The 24,730-nt window shown below is 73.5% G+C and carries 14 protein-coding genes; 7 read left to right on the top strand and 7 right to left on the bottom strand.

What is annotated here, in order from left to right; translation table 11 throughout:
• The first annotated feature begins 127 nt into the window (after positions 1–127).
• The 7 genes from ACIQGQ_RS14685 to ACIQGQ_RS14655 all read left to right on the top strand — a co-directional run bounded on the left by ACIQGQ_RS14685 (position 128) and on the right by ACIQGQ_RS14655 (position 10,139).
• Positions 128–1,396 carry a sensor histidine kinase gene (locus ACIQGQ_RS14685; RefSeq protein ID WP_402395158.1) on the top strand — a complete coding sequence of 423 codons (1,269 nt, stop codon included), beginning with the start codon at positions 128–130 and terminating at the stop codon, positions 1,394–1,396.
• Positions 1,381–2,028 carry a LuxR C-terminal-related transcriptional regulator gene (locus tag ACIQGQ_RS14680; RefSeq protein ID WP_402395155.1) on the top strand — a complete coding sequence of 216 codons (648 nt, stop codon included), beginning with the start codon at positions 1,381–1,383 and terminating at the stop codon, positions 2,026–2,028. The genes ACIQGQ_RS14685 and ACIQGQ_RS14680 overlap by 16 nt, the downstream gene beginning before the upstream one ends.
• Positions 2,029–2,212: 184 nt before the next feature.
• Positions 2,213–5,338, top strand: a complete 3,126-nt coding sequence (locus ACIQGQ_RS14675) for an alpha-N-acetylglucosaminidase (protein WP_402395152.1) — start codon at positions 2,213–2,215, stop codon at positions 5,336–5,338.
• A 71-nt stretch (positions 5,339–5,409) separates the two neighbouring features.
• The gene (locus tag ACIQGQ_RS14670) at positions 5,410–7,287 is read left to right on the top strand and encodes a hypothetical protein (protein WP_402395150.1); all 1,878 of its coding nucleotides are present in this window, start codon (positions 5,410–5,412) and stop codon (positions 7,285–7,287) included.
• Between the two features lie 89 nt (positions 7,288–7,376).
• The gene (locus tag ACIQGQ_RS14665) at positions 7,377–8,282 is read left to right on the top strand and encodes a metal-dependent hydrolase (protein WP_385205031.1); all 906 of its coding nucleotides are present in this window, start codon (positions 7,377–7,379) and stop codon (positions 8,280–8,282) included.
• 2 nt (positions 8,283–8,284) lie between these two features.
• Positions 8,285–9,367 (top strand): PDR/VanB family oxidoreductase, encoded by a 1,083-nt coding sequence (locus ACIQGQ_RS14660; protein ID WP_402395147.1) that lies wholly within the window; start codon positions 8,285–8,287, stop codon positions 9,365–9,367.
• A gap of 49 nt (positions 9,368–9,416) precedes the next feature.
• A complete protein-coding gene (locus ACIQGQ_RS14655) occupies positions 9,417–10,139 on the top strand; it encodes a TetR/AcrR family transcriptional regulator (RefSeq protein ID WP_402395144.1) in 723 nt (240 codons plus the stop codon).
• A 16-nt stretch (positions 10,140–10,155) separates the two neighbouring features.
• Here ACIQGQ_RS14655 and ACIQGQ_RS14650 read toward each other — a convergent pair whose 3' ends face one another.
• The 7 genes from ACIQGQ_RS14650 to ACIQGQ_RS14620 all read right to left on the bottom strand — a co-directional run bounded on the left by ACIQGQ_RS14650 (position 10,156) and on the right by ACIQGQ_RS14620 (position 24,730).
• Entirely contained in the window at positions 10,156–12,192 is a 2,037-nt protein-coding gene (locus ACIQGQ_RS14650; RefSeq protein WP_402395143.1) for an ATP-binding protein, read from the bottom strand.
• Between the two features lie 186 nt (positions 12,193–12,378).
• On the bottom strand, positions 12,379–17,703 hold the full coding sequence (gene pulA / locus ACIQGQ_RS14645) for a pullulanase-type alpha-1,6-glucosidase (RefSeq protein ID WP_402395140.1): 5,325 nt from the start codon (positions 17,701–17,703) through the stop codon (positions 12,379–12,381).
• Between the two features lie 126 nt (positions 17,704–17,829).
• A complete protein-coding gene (locus tag ACIQGQ_RS14640) occupies positions 17,830–19,539 on the bottom strand; it encodes a carbohydrate-binding module family 20 domain-containing protein (RefSeq protein ID WP_402395137.1) in 1,710 nt (569 codons plus the stop codon).
• A 452-nt stretch (positions 19,540–19,991) separates the two neighbouring features.
• Positions 19,992–21,062: a LacI family DNA-binding transcriptional regulator gene (locus ACIQGQ_RS14635; protein ID WP_352277644.1), complete on the bottom strand. Its 1,071-nt coding sequence runs from the start codon at positions 21,060–21,062 to the stop codon at positions 19,992–19,994.
• Positions 21,047–22,723 (bottom strand): glycoside hydrolase family 13 protein, encoded by a 1,677-nt coding sequence (locus ACIQGQ_RS14630; protein ID WP_402395135.1) that lies wholly within the window; start codon positions 22,721–22,723, stop codon positions 21,047–21,049. Before ACIQGQ_RS14630 ends, ACIQGQ_RS14635 begins: the two co-directional genes overlap by 16 nt.
• A 109-nt stretch (positions 22,724–22,832) precedes the next feature.
• Positions 22,833–23,717, bottom strand: a complete 885-nt coding sequence (locus tag ACIQGQ_RS14625) for a sugar ABC transporter permease (protein ID WP_402395132.1) — start codon at positions 23,715–23,717, stop codon at positions 22,833–22,835.
• Complete coding sequence (locus ACIQGQ_RS14620; protein ID WP_402395129.1) at positions 23,714–24,730, bottom strand: carbohydrate ABC transporter permease; 1,017 nt, start codon at positions 24,728–24,730, stop codon at positions 23,714–23,716. The genes ACIQGQ_RS14625 and ACIQGQ_RS14620 overlap by 4 nt, the downstream gene beginning before the upstream one ends.

Raw genomic sequence — 24,730 nt, 5'->3', positions numbered from 1 at the left:
CTGCCCGGGGGTGGTGCTGGGTACACCCCTCCCGGGTGGCGGGGCGGCTGCCGGCAGGGGCCGCGCCGGGTGAGACTGTTCCCCGAGCGGGCCCGGACCGGGGCCCGGCGAGGGGGGACGTACCGGCATGGCAGCGGCAAGGCGACGGATACGCGGCTCGGTACGGGCCGCCTGGCGGGGGTTCGTGCTGTCGCTGGCGGCGCTGGTCGGCTCGCTGACCCTGCTGGTGTGGGCGACGCTGTCGATCGCGGCCGTCCCGCTGGGCATCGGGCTGCTCACCACCCCCGGTGTGCTGGAACTGGTCCGCAGGCACGCCAACCGGCGGCGGCTCCTCGCGGCGGACTGGGCCGGGGTGCGCATCCCGGTCCCGTACCGCCCCTTCCCCGAGGATCTGCGGAAAGGTTTCCTCGGCCAGATGCAGCGGACCCGGCTGCTGCTGAAGGACCCGGCGACCTGGCGGGACCTGCGGTGGCTGCTGGTCGACTCGACGGCCGGCTATCTGGTGTCGACGCTGGCCGCCGGGCTGGTCCTCTACCCATTGGAGGGCTTCGTCCTGGCGGCGGGGCTGTGGCGGGTCTTCACCGACGACCGCTACTGGTACGGCTTCGTCCCGGTCTCCGACCAGGCGACCGGGCTGGCCGCCGCCGGGCTCGGCCTGGTGCTGTTCGGGGTCGGGGTACTGGTGAACGAGCGGCTGCTGCGGGCGCACTTCCTGCTCGCCCGCTCCGTCCTGGCCCCCACCCCGCAGGAGGAGCTGGCCCGGCGCATCGACCGGCTGACCGAGACCCGGCACGAGGCGGTGGACACCGCCGCCCTGGAACTGCGGCGCATCGAGCGCGATCTGCACGACGGCGCACAGGCCCGGCTGGTCGCGATGGGCATGAGCCTGGGCGCGGTGGAGGCGCTGATCGAGAAGGACCCGCAGCAGGCGAAGAAGGTCCTGGCGATGGCCCGGGAGTCGTCCGCCGAGGCGCTGGCCGAGCTGCGCGACCTGGTCCGGGGCATCCATCCGCCGGTCCTCGCCGAGCGCGGACTGGGGGACGCGGTACGGGCGTTGGCGCTGCGGATGCCGTTCGCCTCGGAGGTCGGGGCGGAGCTGGCCGGGCGCGCGGACGCGGCGGTCGAGTCGGCGGCGTACTTCGCGGTGAGCGAGACCCTGACCAACGCCGCCAAGCACTCGGGGGCGGACCGGGTCCAGGTCGACATCCGGCACACCGACTCCGCGCTGCGGATCACCGTGATCGACAACGGGCGGGGCGGCGCGGTGGTCGGCGGCGGTTCGGGACTGAGCGGAATCGAACGCAGACTCGGTACATTCGACGGCGTCATGGCCGTCAGCAGTCCGGTCGGCGGCCCCACCATGGTGACCATGGAGATTCCTTGCGAGTTGTCCTAGCGGAAGACCTCTTCCTGCTCCGCGACGGGCTGGTCCGGCTCCTGGAGGCGTACGACTTCGAGATCGCCGCCGCCGTCGAGACCGGGCCCGAACTGACCCGCGCCTTCGCCGAGTCGGCGCCGGACGTCGCGATCGTCGACGTACGGCTGCCGCCGTCGCACACGGACGAGGGCCTCCAGTGCGCGCTGGCGGCCCGGCGGGCGAAGCCGGGGCTGCCGGTGCTGGTGCTCTCCCAGCACGTGGAGCAGTTGTACGCGCGCGAGCTGCTGGCGGACGGCGACGGGGGCATCGGCTATCTGCTCAAGGACCGGGTCTTCGACGCCGGTCAGTTCGTGGACGCGGTGCGCCGGGTCGCGGCGGGCGGCACCGCGATGGACCCGCAGGTGATCTCCCAGCTGCTGACCCGGCGCTCCCACGACGCGCCGATGGGCCGGCTGACCCCGCGCGAGCTGGAGGTCATGGAGCTGATGGCGCAGGGCCGTTCGAACACGGCGATCGCCTCGCAGCTGGTGGTGACCGAGCGGGCGGTGGCCAAGCACACCTCCAACATCTTCGCCAAGCTCGACCTGCCGCCCTCCGACGACGACAACCGCCGCGTCCTCGCGGTCCTCGCCTATCTGGACCGGGGCTGAGCGGAGGGACACCCCGGGAGCGGCCGCCCGGGGTGTCCCGGCACGGCTCCGTGCGGCCGAACGGCTGGATCGGCACAACCCGCCGGACGCGCCATTGCCCACCCCTTCACCCGTCGTTAACGTGCGCTGCGCACGCACCTGTTGTCGCATGCGCCACCATGAACGACGCCGAGGAGTGCGGATCATGACGGAACCCTCCCTGCCCTTCAGCTCCTCCCTCCCCTCCGGGCCCGCCCGGCCTACGCGGCGTGCCCTGCTGGGCGCCGCGGGGGCCGTCGGCGCCGCCGCCGCGCTCGGGGCCGCGCCCTCCCCCGCGCACGCCGCACCGGCCGCCGCGGCCGGGGACCTGGCGGCGGCGGGGGCGGCGCTGCGCCGGCTGCTGCCGGACCACGCGGACCAGTTCCGGCTCCGCGCCCTGGCCCGGGGCGGCGGTGCGCCGGACCGCTTCCGGGTCACCGGCGCCACCGGGCGGATCGAGATCGCGGCGACCACCCCGGCGGCGGCCCTGACCGGGGCGCACTGGTACCTCAAGTACACCTGTGACGCGGTCGTCTCCTGGGCGGGGAGCAACACCGCCGGGCTGCCCGGACGGCTGCCCGCGCCCCGCACCCCCGTGGAGCGTTCGGCGACCGTCCCGCACCGGTTCGCTCTCAACGACACCCACGACGGGTACACCGCCCCGTACGCCGACTGGCCGCGCTGGGAGCGGATGCTCGACGTGCTCGCCCTGCACGGCTGCAACGAGGTCCTGGTCACCGCCGGGCAGGAGGCCGTCTACCACCGGCTGCTCCAGGACTTCGGCTACAGCGACGCCGAGGCCCTCACCTGGCTGCCCGCCCCCTCCCACCAGCCGTGGTGGCTGCTCCAGAACATGAGCGGCTACGGCGGACCGCTCGGCCCGGAACTCGTCGGACGCCGTGCGGAGCTGGGGCGGCGGGTCTGCGACCGGATGCGGGAGCTGGGCATGGCGCCGGTGCTCCCGGGCTACTTCGGGACCGTCCCGGACGGTTTCCCCGCGCGCAACCCGGGGGCCCGGGTGGTGCCCCAGGGCACCTGGAACGGGCTGCGCCGGCCGGACTGGCTCGATCCGCGCAGCCCCGTCTTCGCGGAGGTGGCCGCCGCCTTCTACCGGCACCAGGAGGAGCTGTTCGGTCCGGCGGCCCACTTCAAGATGGATCTGCTGCACGAGGGCGGCACCGCCGGGGACGTCCCGGTGCCGGACGCCGCCCGCGCCGTGGAGACGGCGCTGCGCACGGCGCACCCCGGGGCGACCTGGGTGATCCTCGGCTGGCAGGCCAACCCCCGGCCCGCGCTGCTGGAAGCGGTCGACACCGGCCGGCTGCTGATCGTGGACGGCCTCTCCGACCTGGACACCGTCACCGACCGGGAGAAGGACTGGGGCGGGGCCCCGTACGCCTTCGGCACCATCCCGAACTTCGGCGGCCGTACGACGATCGGCGCCAACACCGACCGCTGGACGGAGAAGTTCACCGCCTGGCGCGACAAGCCGGGCAGCGCGCTCGCGGGCACCGCGTACATGCCGGAGGCCACCGAGCGCGACCCGGCGGCCTTCGAGCTCTTCGGCGAGCTGGCCTGGCGGACGGAGAAGGTGGACCGGGAGGCGTGGTTCCGGGCGTACCCGGCGTTCCGGTACGGCGGGCGGGACCGGGCGGCCGAGACGGCGTTCGCGGCGCTGGCCGCCACCGCGTACCGGCTGACGAGCGCCGACGGCCGCCCCGTGGACTCGCTCTTCTCCCGGCGGCCGAACATCGCCGCCTCGGTGAACACCGCCTTCGACCCGGCCGGTTTCGACCGGGCGTTCGCGGCGCTCCTCGACGTCCGCCCGGCGCTGCGCGACTCGGACGGCTACCGCCACGACCTGACCGATCTGGCCCGGCAGGCGCTCGCCAACCGCTCCCGCACCCTGCTGCCCCGGTTGCGGGCGGCGCGGGACGACGGGGACGTGGACCGGTTCCGGGTGCTCGCCGCGCTCTGGCTGAGGCTGATGCGGCTGGCGGACGCGGTGGCGGGCTGCCACCGCTCGTTCCTGCTGGGGCCGTGGCTGGAGGACGCGCGGCGGCTGGCGACGAGCCCGGCGGAGGCGGTGCGGCTGGAGTGGACGGCGCGCACCCTGATCACCACCTGGGCGGACCGGGCGGCCGCCGACGCGCTGAGCAACTACGCCAACCGGGACTGGCACGGGCTGCTGGCCGAGGTCCATCTCCCGCAGTGGCAGGCGTACTTGGACGAGCTGACGGACGCCCTGGCGGAGGGCCGGGCGGCGAAGTCGTTCGACTGGTACCCGGGCGAGGAGGAGTGGACCCGCCGGACGGACCGCCTCCCGGTGCGGCCGACCGGCGACGCGTACCGCACCGCCCGGCGGGTCTTCGAGACCCTGTCCACCGCCCCGTACCAGGGCGCCGTCACGGTCACGGCCGAGCCGGTGACGTTCACCCCGGGCAGCACCGGCGCGGTGAGTGCCGTCTTCCGCAACCTGAACGGGCTGCGGGCCACCGGCCGGGTCGACCTCACGCTGACCGGCCTGGCCGCCGCCCCGACGGGCGCCACCTCGCTCGACGGGGTCGCGGCGGGCGGCTCCGGCTCGGTGGGCTGGCGGGTCACCGCCCCGTCCGAGCCGCTGACCGCGCCGCTGCGGCCGATGCCGTTCGAACTGGCCACCGCGTACGGGCCGCTCGGCGAGGAGCGGGTGACCGAGGTGCGGCGCGGCGCGGTGTACCTGGCGGCGCCGCTGGGGCCGGGCTGGCGCACGTACACCTCGAACGCGGCGGTCTTCGGGGAGCTGGACGGGCGGTACGCGGTCGACGGGGCGGGCCAGGACCTGTGGAAGGGCACCAGCCAGTTCGGCACCGCGTACCGGGCCGGGGCCTGGTCGGACGGGGCGGAGGCGACCGTACGGGTCGACGCCCAGCAGAACACCGGGGGGTGGGCGCGGGCCGGGCTCGTGGTCCGCGACGCCCTCGCCGTACAGGGCTCCGGCGGCTTCCTGAACCTGGCGGTGACCCCGTCCAACGGGGTGGTGTTCTCGTACGACACCAACGGCGACGGCACCCTGGACGCCTACCGGCGGATCACCGGGATCAAGGCCCCGGTGCTGCTGCGGCTGACCCGGTCGGGGAGCGCGTGCACGGCCGCCTGCTCCACCGACGGCGGGACGGTCTGGCAGGAGGTGGGCACGGTGACGGTGCCGGGCACGGCGGCGGTCCAGGACGTCGGGTTCTTCATGACCGCGACGAACGGCGGCAGCGGACTGCGCGGCACGGCCGAGTTCAGCTCCTGGCACCTGGGGTAGCCGCGCCCGGCGGGCCGGGGCCGGGGCTCGCGCTGGGGTGACCATCGCACGATTCGCTCGTTCTGCTGAACGTGTCCCCGTTGCCCGAAGTACCCGCCCCGGCACCCGTCGAGCACTACGCGCGGCTGGTCCGGCTCGGCTACCTCGTGCTGCCGCCCGGCCCGGACGGCCACCGCCGGGTGCTGACGGCGCACGCGCTGGCCCAGCGCTGTCTGCTGCCGCGCCGCCGGGCGATACCGGAGACCGGGCCGCTCCGGGCGGATCCGGCGGTCGATCCGTCGTACGCGCGGGCCCGGCTGCGGCTGGTGCGGGCGGCCCTGGAGGCGGGGCGGCCGCGCCGTACCGGGCGCGCCCGGCTGCCGTCGTTCCTCCCGCTGGTGTGGGGACTGCGGCTGCTGCCGCACGCGGGCGGGGCGGACGGGCTCGCCCTGGAGAACGCGCTGGCCGCGCTCTCCGGGCCGGGCCGCGCCGTCCACGCCCTGCGCGGCCTGGAGGGGCTCGCCGACGCGGAGGTGCGGCGGGTGCTCGCGGCGGCCGGGGTCGCCGATCCGCACGCGGCGCTCGCCGAGGCGGAGGCGGTCTCGGCACCGTACGCGCTCCTGCGCTCCCCGGAGTTCGACCCCTGCTCGCTCCAGGCCCGGCCACCGGACCTGGAGCGCCGCCGCCGGTACGCGAAGGCGGCGCTGGCGGCCGGGGCGGCGGTACTGGTGTGCGGGGCGCTGCTGGGTCCGGCGGGCCGGGTACCGGAGCGGGGCCGGGCGCCCGATCCCCGGGCGGCCGCCGCGACCGAGGCCCTGGACCCGGGGCGGCTGGGCCGGGTGGAGGGGGCGTCCTGGCGGCGCTCGCCGCGTACCGACTTCACCGCCTGGCCCACCCGGGGCGACCGGGTGGGGGACGCCGGGCTGCTGCGCCGGGCGCTCGCCGCCTGGGCCCGGCCGGGCGGGCCGGTGCGGGTCTCGGCGGCCCCGGGCACCCCGGCCGGTCCGCCGATGGGCGCGCCGCAACTGCTGTACGCGGGCGGGGTGGACCGGGCGGCGGTGGTGCTCCTCCACGACGGGCTGCGCGTGGTGCGGTACACCGAGCCCCGCGGGCCGGGCCGGGCGCGGGGCGCCGCGCTGGACTTCGCCCGGGTCGACGGTGCGGACCGGGCGTCGGCCTCCGCCCTGGTCGTGGCCCGGTCCGGCGGCCGCGTCCGCTACCTCACCGCGCCCTGGGTGACCGCGGTGCGGGTGCGGGACCTGCTGGCGCCGGACACCGCCCCGCACCCGCTGGGGCGTCGCGCCGACGGGGTGACCGGTGCCCTGGCCGCCCCCGACGGCACGCACGGCTGCCGGTCCTGGCCGGCCGTCGAGCTGCGCGACGGCCCGGCCGCCCGGCTGCTGACGGACCTCGGGGAGCCGACCCCGGTCCTGCTGACCTCGGGCCCGCCGTACGCCCCGCACGACATCGCCGGGCGGGCGGAGCGGGACGGCTGGGCGCGGACCGCCTGTCTGCTGCCGTCGCTGCGTTCGCTCGGGGTGCGGACGGTGAACTCCTGGCGCTTCGCCGAGCAGCCGCTGCCCGAGGGCAACGGGACGGCGCACTGGTTCTGCACCCGGGCGGAGACCTGGCGGGGTACCGGGAGCCGGGTCCTCGCCCAGTTCCAGGCCCCGGCGGCGCCCGCCTCGGCGACGGGCGGTCCGCCCGGGGTGGTCGCGGCCCACGCCGAGTCCACCCCGGCCTGCGGGGTGCGTGATCCGCGGGTGCTGGCGGGGGTGTTGTGGAGGTCGCGGGACGGCGGCTGGTACGTGCTGGCCGCAGGCAGCGAGCAGTTCGCCTCGCTGGCGGCCTCGGGCGGGGTGGAGGGGCGGTCGGGCGGCCGGCTGCTCGTGGTGCCGGCCCGGGCGGGCGACCGGGCGCGGCTGAACGGGACGCTGGCGGACGGGAGTCGGGTCGGCGGGCTGCGGTGAGGGGGCGGTTCGGGGCGGGCCGGGGGCGGGTGCCGGGAATTCGCCGCACGCCCCTGTTCCTGGGGCCTACCTCTCAGTACATTGACACCATGTCTAACACGCAGCCGGCGCCGGTCACGTCGGAGCGGATTCCGCTCAAGGCCCGTCAGGTCTCCTTCTCCTGGGAGAAGACGCCCCTGCACTGGGTGCCGGGCGATCCGTTCACCACGCACACCATCAATGTGCTCCACCTCCTGCTGCCCGCCGGGGAACGCTGGTTCATCCACGTGTACCGGCAGGTGCTGCCGTACATCCACGACGAGCGGCTGCGCCAGGACGTCATCGGTTTCATCGGCCAGGAGGCGGTGCACTCCCAGGCCCACGACGACGTACTGCCCCGGCTGAAGGAGCTGGGGCTCGACCCGACGCCGTACACCGCGCAGGTCGACTGGTTCTTCGAGAAGCTGCTCGGCGACCGGACGCTGCCGCCGGGGCGGGCGCGCACCTGGTGGCTGATGGAGCGGGTGGCGCTGATAGCGGCGATCGAGCACTACACCGCCTTCCTCGGCGACTGGGTGCTGAACGCCGAGGAGCTGGACCGGCGGGGCGCCGACCCGATGATGCTGGACCTGCTGCGCTGGCACGGCGCGGAGGAGGTCGAGCACCGCTCGGTCGCCTTCGAGGTGTTCATGCACGTCGACGGCGGCTACCGGCGGCGGGCCCGCACCTGGGCCACGGCGTTCAGCGCGCTGGTCTTCCTCTGGCAGCGCGGCATCCGCTTCTTCATGGAGAACGACCCGACCCTGCTGAACGGCAAGGGCTCGTTCAAGGAGTTCTACGTGAGCGGCAAGCGCGGCACCCTGCCCGCCACCGGCGACCTGCTGCGCTCGGTCCCCCGCTACCTGAGCCGCGGCTACCACCCCTCGCAGGAGGGCAGCACCGCCCAGGCCGTCGACTACCTCGCCCACTCGCCCGCGGCCACCGCCGCCGAGGCCCGTACGACGGGAACCCGCTGACCATGTCACCGTCCCGGCCCCGCCTGCGCACCGTCGTCCTGGTCGCGGGCGCCGCCCTGCTGGCCAGGCGCGCCCTGCGCCGCCGCATCCAGCACTCCCCGCTGTGGCCGCTGCCCGCCCTGGAGGAGCCGGTCTCGGGCCATGCCGAGCGGCGCACCACGACCACCTGGCGGCTGCTGGTCACCGAGCGGACCACCCCGGCCGAGGGGGTCGTCCAGCTCCGCCTCAAGGGCACGGGGCTGCCCGCCTGGCAGCCCGGCGCCCATCTCGATCTGCTGCTGCCCTCCGGCCTGGTCCGGCAGTACTCGCTCTGCGGCGACCCGGCCGAGCCCGACACGTACACCATCGCGACCCGGCTGGTGGAGGACGGCCGGGGCGGCTCCCGCGAGGTGCACGAACGGCTCCGGGAGGGCGAGGAGGTGGAGGTCCGCGAGCCGCGCAACCGCTTCCCGCTGACCGGGGCGCCCGCCTACCTGTTCGTCGTGGGCGGCATCGGGATCACCCCGGTGCTGCCGATGCTGCGGGCGCTGGCCGCCGCCGGCGCCGACTGGCGGCTGCTGTACGGGGGCCGGTCCCGTGCCTCGATGCCGTTCCTGGACGAGATCGAGCGGCTGGACGCGGGGAGCGGCCGGGTGACGGTGGTCCCCGAGGACGAGGCGGGCCGCCCGGACACCGCCGCGGCCCTCGCGGGGACGGCGCCGGGGACGGCCGTGTACTGCTGCGGTCCGGAGCCCCTGATGGACGCGGTCGCCGCCGCCCTGCCGGACGGCCGCACCCTGCACCTGGAGCGGTTCGCGGCCGCGTCCGGCCCGTCGGCGGACGCCACGGCCTTCGAGGTGGAGCTGCGCCGCTCGGGCCGTACGGTCCAGGTCCCGGCGGACCGTTCGGTGCTGGCCGCGGTGCGCGAGGAGGTTCCGTACGTCTCGTACTCCTGCGAACAGGGCTTCTGCGGCACGTGCCGGCAGCGGGTGGTGGAGGGCGAGGTCGACCACCGCGACGAGCTCCTGACGGATTCCGAGCGTGCGGAGGCGATGCTGATCTGCGTGTCGCGCTGCCGCGGGTCGCGGCTGGTACTGGATCTGTGAGCGGTCCCGACGCCGCTGACCTGGTCTCCCACTCGGTACGCTGTGCTCCATGACGACCGGGGTGCGCCGCAGAATGGGCGTCGAGGAGCGCAGACAGCAATTGATCGGTGTCGCGCTGGAGTTGTTCAGTCACCGCGCCCCGGACGAGGTGTCGATCGATGAGATCGCGGCGGCCGCGGGGATCTCCCGGCCGCTGGTCTACCACTACTTCCCGGGGAAGCAGAGCCTGTACGAGGCCGCGCTGCGGCGGGCCGCCGACGAGTTGGCGGCCCGGTTCGTGGAGCCCCGGGAGGGTCCGCTCGGGGCGCGGCTGCTGCGGGTGATGGAGCGGTTCTTCGACTTCGTCGACGAGCACGGCCCCGGTTTCTCGGCGCTGATGCGCGGCGGTCCGGCGGCGGGGTCCTCGGCGGCGAACGCCATGATCGACGGGGTGCGGCAGGCGGCCTGTACGCAGATCCTGGAGCATCTGGGCGTCACCGACCCGCCGGCCCGGCTGGAGCTGGTGGTGCGCTCCTGGGTGTCGCTGGCCGAGTCGACGGCGCTGATCTGGCTGGACGGGCGGAAGATCCCGCGCGCCGAGCTGGAGCGCCAACTGGTGCACGACTTCGCGGCGCTGGCCGCGGTGAGCGCCGCGTACGACCCGGAGACGGCCGGGGTCGTCCTGCGGGTGCTCGGGCAGGAGCCCCCGGACGGGCCGTTCGGGGAGCTGCTGGAGCGGCTGTCCGTGCTGGTGCCCGCCGCGCCGACGGTGGTGGCGCAGCGGGTGCCGTAGGGCCGGGCCCCGGTCGCTACAGGAGGAGTTCGCCCTGGAGGGCGGCGGCCAGGCCCACCTCCGCGTTGTCCCGTCGCCCCCGCTCGAAGGCCCGCTGGTACGCGGCGTCGCCGACGGCGGCGCGGGCCTGGCGCTCGCACGCCTCGCGCAGCGGGCCCAGCTCCGGCGTGCCGCGCTGCGGCTGGCCGACCATGCGCCAGTACACCTGCCCGGTGCCGTAGACCCGGGCGGCGCGGGCCCCGGCGCCCTGGGCGGCGATGGCCGCGGCCAGGACGTCCAGGCCCAGCGCGATGCCGAAGCGGTCGCGCATGCGGTGCTTGCCCGCCAGCATGGCGCGGGCGTGGGCGGCGGACTCCTCGGCGTCGCCGCGCATCAGGGCGATCAGGGCGAGCTGGTAGTCGACGTAGCTGCGGGTCCAGCACTCGTCCAGGGCCTCGCAGGCGGCCCGGAGCATCGTCGCCGCCTCGGCCGCCTCGTCGAGGCGGCCGAGGCCGGTCAGCGCGAAGACGGTGATGAGGCGGCACCGCAGCCGGTAGGCGCGCTCCAGCGGGGTGTCGGTCCCGGCGGTGTGCAGCACCCGGGCGACCTCGCGCAGGCCGGACTCGGGGCGGCCGGTCATCAGGTCGGTGAAGCCGCGGAGGTAGGCGGCGGCGAGGATGCCCTCGGCGGTGCCGTCCCGCTCGGCCTCCCTGGTGCACTGGCGGCCCAGTCGGCGGGCGGCCGCGTAGTCGCCCTGGAGCATCAGGGTCATGCCGAGGACCCAGAGGACACGGGTGCGGTGCGGGCCCACGATGGGTCCGGCGTCCAGGGCGCGCCGGGCGTAGTCGCGGGTCTGCGGGAGGTGGCCGCAGCAGCACCAGAAGAAGCCGATCCGTCCGGCCATCTCCTGGGCGGCCGCGGTGTCGTGGGCCAGCAGGTGGTCGAGGGCGGCGCAGAGGTCGGCGTGGGCCTCGGCGATCCGGTGGTACCAGCTGATCTGGTCGTCGCCGGTCCAGCCGGCGTGGGCGTCGCGGGCCAGGCCGAGGAAGCAGGCGGCGTGCCGGTCGGCGGCGGCGCGCTCCTCGCGGAGCTCGGCGAGCCACATCCGGCCGTACTCGCGGATGGTGTCGAGCATCCGGTGGCGTGCGCCGTCCCGCTGGACGACGGACTTGGCGACCAGGCCGTCCAGGGCCCGGGTCACGCCGTCCGGGGTGAGCGGTCCCCCGGCGCAGACCTTGCGGGCGGTGGCCTCGTCGAAGGGGCCGCGCAGGACGGTGAGCCGGGCCCAGAGCAGCCGCTCCAGCGGGGCGCACAGCTCGTGGCTCCAGCCGATGGCGGTGCGCAGGGCGCGGTGGCGCGGCGGCCAGAGCGAGTCGTCGGCCGGTACGTCGAAGCGGGACCTGATCCGGGCGGCGACCTGCTCGACGGTCTCCCGGCCGAGGGCCCCGGCGGCCAGTTCGATGGCGAGCGGGATGCCTTCGAGGCGGCGGCAGATCTCGATGGCGGCCTCCGCGCCGCCCGGCTCGTCGAGGGAGAGCCGGGGGGCGGCCGCGGTGGCCCGGTCCCGGAAGAGGGCCAGTGCGTCGGCCGCGCCCTCCACGGGGAGCGGGCCGACCTCCACGGCCTGCTCTCCCCTGATGCCGAGGGGTTCCCGGCTGGTGGTGAGCACGGTGAGGCCGGGCGAGGTGGTGAGGATCTCGCCGAGCAGATGGGCGCAGGCGGGGCGCAAGTGCTCGCAGGAGTCGAGGACGAGCAGCAGCTCCTTGTCGACGAGCCATTCGCACAGGGCATCGATGGGCATGCGCAGGGTGTGGTCGGAGAGCCCGACCGCGTCGGAGACGGTGGCGATGAGCAGTCCGTCGTCGTGGAGCGGTGACAGGTCGGCCCACCAGGCGCCGTCGCGATGGGACGCCGCCGCCTGCCGGGCCGCGCGGACGGCGAGCCGGGTCTTGCCGACGCCGCCGGGGCCGGTGAGCGTGGTCAGCCGGTGCGCGGCGAGGGTGTGTTCCAGCCTGGCGAGCTCCGCCTTCCGTCCGACAAAGCTGCTGTTCTCCTCGGGGATGTTGCTCGCCATGGTCACCGTCGCCGAAACAGGTGGACCGGCCGGCCCCGTCCCCTGCCCCGGTACGGCCCGGGCGTGTGGGGGACGCCCGGTGCAGCGGGGAGGGGCCGGGACCGGCCGGGGGTGGGAGGACGTGCGCCGGGGTGCGGTACTGCGGCATTCCCGACGACTGCTCCCCCAAGGTAGCGCCGTCCTGGCCTACTTCAGGGAGAACACCGCCGCCGTACGACCCGGAACGGTGAAACTTCCCGAACTCTGCTCATATCCGGACTTCTTGACGGTACTATCCGCGCCTTTCGCCTGGACCGGGTGGAGTGCGTACGCGCGGCCGGCCAGGGCGGGGACCGTCTGGGTCGTGGTGCCGGGGGTCGCGTTGAGGACGACCACCAGCTTCCCGAGCCGCATGGTGATCACGCCGGGGGTCTCGTCCTTGCCGGAGAGCGGGAAGGAGAGGTCCGCGCGCACCTGCCCGGCGGTGGCGAGGGAGAAGTCCTCCTCCGTGGCGCGGATGGTGAGCAGGTCCCGGTAGGCGGCGGACGCCCCGTCGATCTGTGCGCAGCCGGGCCGGAGCGCGGGGTCGGCCAGCAGCGGTCTGGCGTAGGACCACTTGTCGGCGTTGTCGGCGGCCGGGGGAAGTCCCCGGCCGAAGCCGTTGCCGTCGCGGCAGTCCCAGTGCAGGGCGTTGAACCAGTCGCCGCTGTCGTAGGAGTTGCGGTCCAGGGACTTGGAGCGCAGCAGGTCGGTGCCCGCCTGGGAGAGCGCGGGGCCCTGCGAGAGGGCGGCGGTGGCCATGGCCAGGACCTGCATGCGGGCCCGGTCGGCGGCCGGGGTGCCCGCGGGGAGCTTGAAGGCGAGCGTGTCGTACAGCGACTCGTTGTCGTGGGCGTCCACGTAGGCGAGGGCGTCGCCGGGGGCCTTCGCGTATCCGGCGGGGGCGCCGTTGTAGTCGACCTCGGAGCCCTTGACGGTGCGGCCGGAGGTGTCGGTGAAGGTGTAGTCGGCGAGGTTGCCGGTGAGGCCGACCTTGATCAGGTCCTGGTAGTGCAGCAGCCGGGCCTTCTGCTCGGCCGCGGTGCCGTTGGCGGGCGAGGTGTTGGGGTCGGTGTACAGGCCGCTGGCGAAGCCCTGGACGCGCGGGTCCTCGTCGAAGGGGCTGCCGCCGCGCACGGCGTCGCGGGCCCGGTCGGAGAAGGTCGCGATGCCGGTGCCGGCCATGTTCTTCTGGGTGGCCTGGACGAAGCGGGCGTCGTCGGCGATCTCGCCGAAGTTCCAGCCCTCCCCGTAGAGGATGATCTTCTTCCCGTCGACGCCGTCCTTCGCCGTGGTGAGCGCGTCGAGCGCCTTGCGGACGGCGAGGATGTTGGCCTTGGGGTGGTGGCCCATCAGGTCGAAGCGGAAGCCGTCGACCTTGTACTCCTTGGCCCAGGTGACGACCGAGTCCACGACGAGCTTGCCCATCATGGTGTGCTCGGGGGCGGTGTTGGCGCAGCAGGTGGAGGTGGCGACGGTGCCGTCCTCCAGGAGCCGCTGGTAGTAGCCGGGCACGATCCGGTCGAGTACGGACTTGTCGTCCTGGCCGGCGGCGACGGTGTGGTTGTAGACGACGTCCATGACGGTGCGCAGGCCGGTGCCGTTGAGGCCCTGGACCATCCGCCGGAACTCGACGGTGCGCCGGGTGCCTTCCGGGTCGGAGGCGTAGGAGCCCTCGGGGACGGTGTAGTGGAGCGGGTCGTAGCCCCAGTTGAAGCCGTCCTTCGCGGCGGCCTTCGTCACGCAGGCCTGCTGCTCCTCGGAGTCGGGGGCGTAGACGGAGAGGTCGCAGACGGGCCGCTGCTGTGCGGACTTCTTCTCGGGGATCGTCCCGATGTCGAAGGCGGGCAGCAGGTGGACGTAGTCCGTTCCGGCGTCGGCGAGCTTCTTGAGGTGCTTCATCCCGTCGGAGCCGGTGTCGGTGAAGGCGAGGTACTCGCCGGGGTGCTTCGAGGTGCGGTCCGCGACCGAGAAGTCACGGATGTGCAGTTCCTGGATCTGCGCGTCGCGCAGCGGGGTGGCGGCGGGCTTCCTCAGTCCGGACCAGCCCTTGGGGGCGAGCTTCGGGTCGTCGAGGTCGACGACGAGGCTGCGGGCGGAGTCGGTGGTCAGCGCGGTGGAGTAGGGGTCGGTGACCTTGTTGGTGACGAACCTCCCGACGGTGGGCGCCCAGACGTCGACGACGTAGCGGTAGGGCTTTCCGGTCCAGCCCCTGGTGCCGGTGGCGGACCAGACGCCGGTGCGGTCGTCGCGGTTCATCGGGACGCGGCGGCCGTCGAGTTCGAGGGCGACGGTGCGGGCGGTGGGGGCCCAGACGGAGAGGGTGGGGCGGCCCTTGGCGTCGAAGACCGGGCCGAGTGCGGCGCCGGCCGCGTTCGTCCCGTACAGGTCGTCGAGGGCGCCGGCGCTCTGTACCCCGGTGGCGGCGAGCAGGGCGCCGGTGGCGGCGCGCTGGGTGGCGATGAGCTGGCCGCGCAGTGCCTCGCGGACGCGGCCCCGGTCGCGGGGGTCGACGGTGAACGCCGGATAGTCCTTGAGGTGCGGGTACTTCGCCTTCTGCGCGTCGGTGAGCGCGGCGGGGGTGAGCCGCAGCCACTGGCCCTCGTCGGAGAGCGCCCCGTCGACGACGGAGATGGAGCCGTCCTTGGCGTGGACGAGCTGCTGGCTGGTGGCTCCGGTGGCCTTCACCTTCCATACGACGGTGTCGGCGTCGATCCACTGCGCCTCGGCCTTGGAGAGGTCGGGGGCGGGGACGCCGCCGGTCTGGGGCAGCAGGTAGCCGGGGGTGGCGCCGAGCAGCCAGACCTCGTGGCCGTAGGTGGTGAGGTCGAGGGACTGGTCGCTGGGGAGGTCCTTCTCGTCGCCCTTGTGCAGGATGTAGGAGAGCGAGGTGGCGCCCTCGGCGAGCGGCACCTCGAAGGTGGCGCCGGAGGCGTCCCGCTTCACCGGCTGGAGCGGCTTCGCCCAGTCGGTGGGGTTCTTCGCCCCGGTCCAGGTGTGCAGGCCCCAGCCGTCGTAGTCGCCGTCGGGCCGGTAGTAGTGGAGCACGGCCTTGGTGGCGTCCTGCGGCGGGCGGGCGCCGTCGGGGGCCTCGTCGGCCTGGCCGTCCTTGCCCTGCTCGATCCAGACCTCGCCGGTGCGCGCGAGGTCGACGGTACGCTGCGGCCCGTCGGCGGTGCCGTTCTTCTCGACGGTGTACGGGAGTTCGGCGGTGCCCTCGTCGAGCTTGATCCAGGCGAAGGCGCCGTAGGCGTCGCGGCCGGTGAAGGCGGCGGTGGTGTCCCCGGAGCGGAGCTTCCAGCCGTCGTAGTCGCCGTCGGGGCGCTGGTAGTGGACGACGGCGTAGTCGCGTTCGACGGCCACCGGCTTCGGTTCGGCGGGGGCCGCTCCGGCGGTGGTGGCGGCGAGGGCGCTCGCGGTACGCCCGGCGCCGTCGACGACGACGGCCTTGTAGCGCAGCGGCGTACCGGCCTTCACGGTGGCGTCGAGATGCTGGGTGACCTTGTACGGGGCGTGGTCGGCGGAGCCGAGGGTGGTCCACTTGCCGTTGCCGGTCTGGGCGGCGAAGACGACGCGGTCGAGTCCGCCGCCGTCCACGTCGGCGGAGATCTCGACGGTGCCGGTGGCTCCGGCGGCCGGGGCCTTCAGGGTGACCGAGGGCCTGGCGGCGGGGGTGTCCAGGGCCCGGTCGGCGCGGAGCACGACGCTGGAGAGGGCGGGGACGGTGACGGTGAGCTTCCTGTCGGCGCCGCTGCGGAGGGTGCCGGAGCCGCCGTACAGGGTGCGGAAGTCCGTCTTCGCCGTGCCGGTGGGCAGTTCGACGGTGCGCGGGGCGGTGCCGTTGTTGGCGGCGACCAGGTACTCGTACGGCTTGGCGGGGTCGGTGCGGGAGAAGGCGTACACGGAGCCCTCGGCGTACCGCTCGGTCTGGACCCCGTCGCGCAGGGCCGGGTGGTTCCGGGTGAGCGCGGAGAGCGCGGCGATGTTCCGGTACAGCGGGTGGCCGGTGTCGTACGCGTCGGAGGCGTGGGTGCGGTCGGTGCCGAGCTGGTCGTCGTCGAGGTAGTCGGCGGTCTTCGAGGCGAACATGGTCTGCCGGGCGTCCTTGTCGCCGCCCGCGCCGGTGAAGCCCTGTTCGTCGCCGTAGTAGACGACGGGGTTGCCGCGGCCGAGGAACATCAGCTCGTTGGCGAGCTTCGCGCGGGCGACGAGTTCGGCGTCGTCGGCCTTGGGGTTGTCCTGCTCCAGGAACGTCCCGATGCGGCCCATGTCGTGGTTGCCGAGGAAGGTGACCTGCTCGTAGGCGTTGGCCTTGTCGGTGGTGTAGCGGTAGTCGTCGGCGAACACCGCGGCGAGCTTCCCCGCCGGGGCGCCCTGGGAGGCGTACTGGCGGGCGGCCTCCTGGAACGGGAAGTCGAGGGTGGCGTCGAGCCGGCCCCGGGTGACGTAGGGGGAGGTGACGGCGGTGTCGGAGGAGTAGACCTCGCCGAACATGAAGAAGTCCTCGCGGCCGCGCTTGGCCGCGTAGGTGTCGAGGGCGGTGGCCCACTGGGTCCAGAAGTCCAGGTCGACGTGTTTGACGGTGTCGATCCGGAATCCGTCGATGTCGAAGTCGCGGACCCACTTCTCGTAGATCTTCTCCATGCCGGAGACGACCTCGGGGCGTTCGGTCCACAGGTCGTCGAGGCCGGAGAAGTCGCCGTAGGTGGCGGACTCGCCGGCGTAGGTGGAGTCGCCCCGGTTGTGGTACATCGTGGGGTCGTTGAGCCAGGCGGGGACCTTGCTCCCGGCGTTCTCGGCGTCGGTCGGCGTGTACGGGAAGGAGCCGGCGTCCACCTTCGCCATGCCCTTGGCGTCGTCGAAGGGGCGGCCGTTCCGGTCCAGGTAGGGGTAGGCGCCCTTGGGCCGGTAGCCGTAGGCCTTCTCGGCGTAGTCGACGGTGTCGGCGGTGTGGTTGGTGATGACGTCGAAGAAGACCTTCATGCCCTTGGCGTGGGCCTTGTCGATCAGCTTCGTGAGGTCGGCGTTGGTGCCGAAGTGCGGGTCGACCCGGGTGAAGTCGGTGATCCAGTAGCCGTGGTAGCCGGCCGAGGCGTCCTTGCCGGTGCCCTGGACGGGGCGGTTCTTGAAGATCGGGGCGAGCCAGATGGCGGTGGTGCCGAGGCCCTTGATGTAGTCGAGGCGCTGGGTGAGGCCCTTGAGGTCGCCGCCCTGGTAGAAGCCCTTGTCCGTGGGGTCGTAGCCGGTCTCCAGGCGGGAGCCGGTCAGTCCGCCCCGGTCGTTGGCCGGGTCGCCGTTGGCGAACCGGTCCGGCATGACGAAGTAGAACTGCTCCCGCGTCAGGTCGTGGCGGGCGGGCTCCTTGGCGAGCTTCGCGTCCGAGGGCTGGGCCGGCGGTCTCGGCGCGGCGGAGGCGGACGCCGCCGGGACGACGGGGAGGAGTGCCGCGCAGAGTGCGGCGACGGCTCCTCTCCGGAGGGCGGAACGGGACACGGGGCGGTTCTCCTTGCGTGCGTGTACGGGGGTCTCAGGAGGCGGGTTCGGCTGTGGGACCGCCCCGCCCCGGCGCGTTTCGCGGAGGGGGCGGGGCGGTGGGGTGGGGTGCGTGCCGGCGGGCGGTCAGCCGCGCCAGACGTCGCCGGTCAGCGTGACCCGGCCGGTGGCGGGGACGGTGGCGGTGCGGTTCGCGCCGCTCTCCCAGGTGACGTTGCCGTTCGCGTCCTTGCGGAGGTACTTGTACGCGAACGTGGTGCCCGCGGGCAGGGCCACGTCGAGCTTCCAGACCGGGTACGCCGCCGGGTCGAGCTTGAGGGCGGCGCCGGTGTTCCAGTTGCCGAGGGCGCCCTGGTCGCCGGTGACGTAGATGTTCTGGCCGGGCTGGGTGGTGGCGTTCACCCCGAAGGAGGCGCCGGAGGTGCCGGTGCCCGGTTCGGTGGTGCCGCCGCCGGAGCAGGTGCGGGCGTTCACCTGGAGGGCCAGGGCGGTGTTGGCGCCCAGGGTCGCGGTGAACCGGCCGGAGCCGTCGACCGTGACGCCCTTGCCGGACTGGACGTCGCAGTAGTCGCCGGCGGGCAGCGAGCTCTGGAACGTACGGGTCAGCGCGGAGCCCTCGTGGTTGATGGCGACGTACGCCTTGGCGCCCCGGCCGAAGGCGATCTGGTTGGCGCCGTTGTCCCACCAGTCGGTGACGGCCTCGCCGCGCGCGGTGTTGCGGAAGCCGACCATCGAGGAGATCTCGCGCCAGGCGTGCTGGCACTTCCAGCCGTCGCTGTAGCAGGCGTTCACCGTGCCGCCGTTGGGCGGGCCGGCGTCCTTGTCCGACCACTCGTAGCCGGAGTGGACGTCGGGCGATCCGTACGGCCAGGCCAGCATGAAGACACTGGCCAGGGTGTAGTTCGCGCCGTCCTTGTAGTTCAGGGTGTCGCCGCCGCGCTCGGTGTCGTGGTTGTCGACGAAGACGGCGGCCTTCGAGGAGGGCAGGAAGCCCCAGCCCTCGCCGTAGTTCTTCAGGTACGCGAGTTTCTCGCCGGTGAAGACCTGCTTGAGGCCGCGGGCGTAGCGGAACTCCTGGACGTCGCCGGTGCCGGTGTACTCGTCGGGCTGGACGGCCTCGCCGGCGCCGTAGATCGCCTCCTGCTTCCAGTACGCCCCGGGCGTGGTCAGCCGGGACTTGATGTTGGCGAGGTCGGCGGCGGGCATGTGCTTGGCGGCGTCGATACGGAAGCCGTCGACGCCCAGGGAGAGCAGGTCGTTCAGGTAGGCGGCGATCCTGCCGCGTACGTACTCCTCGCCGGTGTCCAGGTCGGCGAGGCCGACGAGTTCGCAGTTCTGGACGTTGGCGCGGTCCTGGTAGTTGGTGATCTGCGCGGTGCAGTCGTCCATGTCGGCCGCGGAGTACACACCGGGGTAGTCGTACTTGGTGTAGGAGGAGCCGCCGGTTCCGGTGCCCGATCCGGCCGACATGTGGTTGATGACGGAGTCGGCGACGACCTTGACGCCCGCGGCGTGGCAGGTGTTGACCATGGCCGCGAAGGAGGAGCGGTCGCCGAGGCGTCCGGCGATCTTGTAGCTGACGGGCTGGTAGGAGGTCCACCACTGGCCGCCCTGGATGTGCTCCTGGGGCGGTGAGACCTGTACGTAGCCGTAGCCGGCCGGGCCGAGGGAGTCCGTGCACGCCTTGGCCACGGAGTCGAATTTCCACTCGAAGAGGACGGCGGTGACGTCCTTCTCCCCGGGGGTGGCGGCCTGGGCGGTGGTGGCGGCGGGGGCCACCAGGACGGCGGCTCCGGCCGCCAGGGCGAGCACCGCGGACAGCGGTCTGCGTGCCATGTTTCCTCCTGCTGTGGGGGGAAATGCGGGTGACGGTGCAGCCTCGCGCGGCAACGCGCCCTGCCTTCAAGGCTCCTGAAGGTTCTTGCAGCAAGAATGCAAACCCTGCTGCGCCGACGACCGTACGAGCCCGTCAGGTTCCGGTCAACCCTTTGGACACATCCCGCTAACTTCCAGGAAATACAGCAGTTTTCTTCCTGCAAGGACTTACGCAAGACATTGCAGCGCTGTTACATTCGCCTCTGACTCCGGTCCGGTCGGCCGGGGGGTTCCGGCGACCCCGGACCCCCACGCGCCCGGCCGGCCGGGCCGGTCACGCACAAGAGAGGCACCCGGAGCCGTTCATCTCCCCGCTGCGGCCCGTCAGGGCCGGGGCTCCCGGTGCCTCTCCTGTCGCGTCGGGGCTCAGAGCCCGTCGGGCGACCTCTGGGCGAAGGCCACCCGGCAGGCTCTCAGTCGCCCCGGGCCGCCGCCGTGGATCCCCGTACCACCAGCTCCGGCTGGAACACGTACTCCGTGCGCTGCACGGGGCTGCCGGCGATCTCCTCCAGCAGGGCGCCGACCGCGGCCGCCGCCATCGCCTGCACCGGCTGGCGCACCGTCGTCAGCGGCGGGTCGGTGAACGCGATGAGCTGGGAGTCGTCGAAGCCCACCACGGACACGTCGCGCGGCACCCCGAGCCCGCGCTCCCGGGCCGCGCGCACCACGCCCAGCGCCATCAGGTCGCTGCCGCAGACGATGCCCGTGCAGCCCCGGTCGAGCAGCGCGCCCGCCGCCACCTGACCGCCCTCGACGCTGAACAGCGTGGGGCAGACCAGCAGTTCGGCCTCGGCGCGGTCCAGGCCCAGCAGGCTCACCGAGGCGTCGAGGAAGCCCTCGCGCTTGCGCCGGGAGGGGACGTAGCGCTGCGGCCCGATCGCCAGCCCGACCCGGCTGTGCCCGAGGTCGGCGAGGTGCCCGACCGCCATCCGCACGGCCGCGGCGTCGTCCGGCGAGACGAAGGGGGCGCTGATCCGGTCGTTGTAGCCGTTGATCAGGACGAACGGCACGCCGCGGTCGGTGAGCGCGGCGTACCGGGCCGGGTCGGCCGACAGGTCGGCGTGCAGCCCGGAGAGGAAGACGATCCCGTCGACGCCGCGCTCCACGAGCTGTTCGACCAGCTCGTCCTCGGTGGCGCCGCCGGGCAGCTGGGTGCAGAGCACCGGGGTGTAGCCGTGCCCGGCCAGCATCTGCTCCACGGCCTGCGCGAACGCCGGGAAGATCGGGTTGGTGAGCTCGGGGGTCACCAGCCCGATCAGTCCGGCGCTGCGCCTGCGCAGCCGTACGGGGCGTTCGTAGCCGAGGATGTCGAGCGCCGCGAGGACCCGCTGGCGGGTGGGGTCCGCGACGCCCGGCTTCCCGTTGAGCACCCGGCTGACGGTCGCCTCGCTGACCGCCGCCTGGCCGGCGATGTCCGAGAGCCTCGGCGCACCGCCGGCCGGGGGGCCGCTCCGGGGCGGGGGGACGGTCACACCGTCCACCACACCGTGGTGTCCGCGGGCAGCTCGATCGCGTCGCCGTCGACGGCGACCGGGGCACTGGACAGCAGGACGTTGCCGGGCGCCGTCAGGCGGACCGGGGCGCCGGTGGTGTTGACGGTGCAGACGAAGCCGGGGCGGGCGAAGGCCAGCAGCCCCTCGGGGGCGTCCTGCCACTGGACCGCGTCCCCGGCGCCGAGGCCGGGGTGGGCCCGGCGGGCGGCGATGGCGGCCCGGTAGAGCTCCAGGGTGGAGCCGGCCACGCCGGTCTGCGCCTCGACGCTCAGCCCGCCCCAGCTGTCGGGCTGGGGCAGCCAGCTGCCGCCGTCGCCGAAGCCGTACGAGCTGCCCTCGCGGGTCCACGGGATCGGCACCCGGCAGCCGTCGCGGAAGCCGTCCTGGCCCTCGGCGCGGAAGAACGACGGGTCCTGGCGGACCTCGTCGGGCAGGTCGGTGACGTCGGGCAGGCCCAGCTCCTCGCCCTGGTAGACGTAGGCGGAGCCGGGCAGGGCCAGCATCAGCAGGGTGGCGGCGCGGGCGCGGCGCAGCCCGAGTTCCCGGTCGCCGGGGGTGCGGATCTGGGTGCCGAGGCCGGGCGGGTTGGCGAAGCGGGTGGCGTGCCGGGTCACGTCGTGGTTGGAGAGCACCCAGGTGGTGGGGGCGCCGACCGGGCGCATCGCGTCGAGCGAGGCGTCGATGACGGTGCGCAGCTCGGCGGCGTCCCAGGCGGTCCCGAGGTACTGGAAGTTGAACGCCTGGTGCATCTCGTCGGGGCGGACGTAGTTGGCGGTGCGCTCGACGGTGGGCGTCCACGCCTCGGCGACCAGGATCCTGGCGCCGGGGTACTCGTCGAGGATGGTGCGCCAGGAGCGGTAGATCGCGTGGACCCCGTCCTGGTCGAAGAACGGCATGACGTCGTTGCCGAGCAGCTTGAGCTGGTCGTGGCTGCCGAGGTCGGGCAGTCCGGCGGCCTTGACCAGGCCGTGGGCGACGTCGACCCGGAAGCCGTCGACGCCCGTGTCGAGCCAGAACCGCAGGATGGAGCGGAACTCGTCGGCGACGGCCGGGTGCTCCCAGTTGAAGTCGGGCTGCTCGGGGGCGAAGAGGTGGAGGTACCAGTCGCCGGGGGTGCCGTCCGGGTCGGTGGTCCGGGTCCAGGCGGGGCCGCCGAAGACGGACTCCCAGTCGTTGGGCGGGAGTTCGCCGTTCTCGCCCTTGCCGGGGCGGAAGTGGTAGCGGTCGCGCAGGGCGGAGCCGGGGCCCTCGGCCAGGGCGCGGCGGAACCACGCGTGGCGGTCGGAGGAGTGGTTGGGCACCAGGTCCACGATGATCCGCAGGCCCAGGTCGTGGGCGTCGCGGATCAGCGCGTCGGCGTCCGGCAGGGTGCCGAACATCGGGTCGATGGCCCGGTAGTCGGCGACGTCGTACCCCGCGTCGGCCTGCGGGGAGGCGTAGAACGGGCTGAGCCAGACCGCGTCCACACCGAGGTCCCTGAGGTACGGGAGTCTGCCGCGGACACCGGCGAGGTCGCCCATGCCGTCGCCGTTGCCGTCGGCGAAGCTCCGCGGATAGACCTGGTAGATCACCGCGTCCTGCCACCAGCCGGTCTGGTGGGCCGGAGCGGCGCCGGACGTGCCGGTGACGGGGGCAGCGAGGTGCTGGGTCATGTCGTCCCTGAGGTGTCGGGGTGGGTGGCGGCGCCGGGACCGGGGTCGGACACCGGCGGCCGCCGTGACTTGGTGCGTGCGGGTCGTGCGAGGGCCCTGCCGGATCGGTTCAGCCCTTGACGGCTCCGGCGGACATGCCGGTGACCAGATGGCGCTGGGCGAAGAGGAAGACCAGGGCCGCGGGTATCGCGATCAGCACGGACGCCGCGGTCATGGGGCCCCACTGGGCCCCGTACTGGTTGACGAACTTCTGCAGTCCGCCGGCGAGCGTCAGGTTCTCGTCGCCGACCATGAAGGCCGAGGCGTACGCCACCTCGCCCCAGGCGGTGATGAAGGAGTAGAAGGCGGTGACGGCGAGTCCCGGCTTGGCGAGCGGCAGGATGAGCCGCCAGAAGGTGCCGAACGGGGTGAGGCCGTCGACCTGGCCGGACTCGTCGATCTCGCGCGGGATGGTGTCGAAGAAGCCCTTCATCATCCAGGCGCAGAACGGCACCGAGATGGTGAGGTAGGTGATGACGAGCCCGGCGGGCTGGTTGATCAGGCCGATGCTCGACATGATGTTGTAGATCGGCACGATGAGGACGGCGACCGGGAACATCTGGGTGATCAGCAGGGTCCACATCAGCCCGCGCTTGCCGGGGAAGCGGAAGCGGCTGACCGCGTAGCCGGTGGTCGCGGAGACGAAGACGCCGATGACGGTGGTGAGACCCGCGATGACCACGGAGTTGCCGAACCAGGTCAGGAACTCGGTGTCCCGGATCAGGTTCGTGTAGTTCTCGAACGTCGTCTCTTTGAAGAAGTCGGTGGTCGTGGCGTACTGGGCCGGCTTCAGCGAGGTCAGCAGGACCCAGAGCACGGGGAAGACCGCGATGACGGACGCGGCGATCAGCGTGAGGTGCAGGGCCACGGAGGCGACCGGCGAGCGCTCCCCGCGCCGCCGGGGCCGGCGGGCGGGGCGCCGTGCGGTGGTGGTGGTCGGTGCGGCGGTGGTCACCAGTTGTCTCCCTGCGTGCGGAGCACTCGCCGGTAGACCACGGCGAAGAGCATCAGGAGGACGAGGATCAGCACGCCCCAGGTGGAGGACTGCGCGAAGTCGCGCGGGCTGATCTCGAAGGAGAATTTGTACGCCTGGGTCACCAGGATCTGGGTGGACTCCCCCGGCCCTCCCCGGGTCAGCAGGAAGATCACCGGGAACATGTTGAACGTCCAGATGGTGGAGAGCAGGGTCACCGTGGCGGAGACCGGGCGCAGTCCGGGCAGGGTGACGTGGCGGAAGCGCTGCCACGCGGTCGCGCCGTCCATCTCGGCGGCCTCGTACTGCTCGGTGGGTATGGACTGCAGACCGCCCAGCAGGGCCACCATGATGAACGGGACGCCGAGCCAGACGTTGACGGCGATGACGGAGAACTTGGCCCAGGTGGGGTCGTTCAGCCACGGGATGCCGTCGATGCCGGCACCGCCGAGGATCTTGTTGAGCAGGCCGCGCTCCTCGTTGTAGAGGAAGCGCCAGGCGAAGACGGAGACGAAGCCGGGGATGGCCCAGGGCAGGATGAGGGCCATCCGGTAGGCGGAGCGGCCGGCGATCCTGCGGTTGAGGATGTTGGCGAGCGCCATGCCCAGGCAGAAGGTGATGCCCACGCAGGAGACCGTCCACACCAGCGTCCACCCGAGCGTGCCGAGGAACTGACCGCCGGTCAGGGCGTCGCGGTAGTTGTCCAGACCGACGAACTTGTACGTGGCGGGCATCTCGTTGACGCCGATGGACCGGGCGACGTTGCGTTCGTTGGCGTCGGTCAGCGACAGCCAGATACCGCGGACCAGGGGGTAGCCGATGATCACGCCGATCACGACGACGACCGGGGCCACCATGGTCCAGGCGTACCAGTGGACCGAAAGGGCCCGCCGGAGCCTGCTCGGCGGCGGGGGGTTACCAGTACCGCGGCTCCGGCCGCGGGCGACGTCGTCGCCCGCGGCCTTCGCCACCGACTGGCTGGTGTGGACAGCCAT

The organism is Streptomyces sp. NPDC092952 (assembly GCF_044754785.1).
GTDB lineage: Bacteria > Actinomycetota > Actinomycetes > Streptomycetales > Streptomycetaceae > Streptomyces.
The sequence above is the reverse complement of the archived record's forward strand: the minus strand, read 5'-3'. Positions and strand labels throughout refer to the sequence as shown.